The organism is Pseudoflavonifractor phocaeensis, from assembly GCF_016901955.1.
Classification (GTDB): Bacteria; Bacillota; Clostridia; order Oscillospirales; family Oscillospiraceae; genus Flavonifractor; species Flavonifractor phocaeensis_A.
In genome coordinates this window covers 1-341 of record NZ_JACJLC010000247.1, presented here as the reverse complement: position 1 = coordinate 341, position 341 = coordinate 1, and the positions used below count along the sequence as shown (strand labels likewise).

The 341-nt window shown below is 60.1% G+C and carries 1 protein-coding gene; it reads right to left on the bottom strand.

Annotated features, from left to right (window positions below; translation table 11 throughout):
- Positions 1–341 (bottom strand): IS66 family transposase (locus H6B51_RS17405; protein WP_204884834.1); only part of this gene is annotated, 341 nt, incomplete at both ends.

Genomic DNA, 341 nt, shown 5'->3' with positions numbered 1-341 from the left:
TCATACAGGACAATGGGGTGCTCAGCATTGCCGCTGGTCCGGTATAGCCACATATAGGAGCGGCTGGTAGAAGACTTCCCCTTCTCGTGCAGTACCTGCAGGGTGGTTTCGTCACCGTGCAGCACCGCTTCCCGGCACAGCTGTTGGTGCAGCACGTCATAGATGGGCTGCAGCCAGTCCTCCGTCGCCTTCAGCAGCCAGTTGGACATGGTCTGCCGGGAGAGCTTCAGCCCCTGGCGGTCAAACTCCTGCTCCAACCGGTACAGCGGGGAGTACATCACGTACTTCTGTACGGCGAGATGCGCAATGGCGGAGGGAGACGCAAAACTGCCGGGGATCAC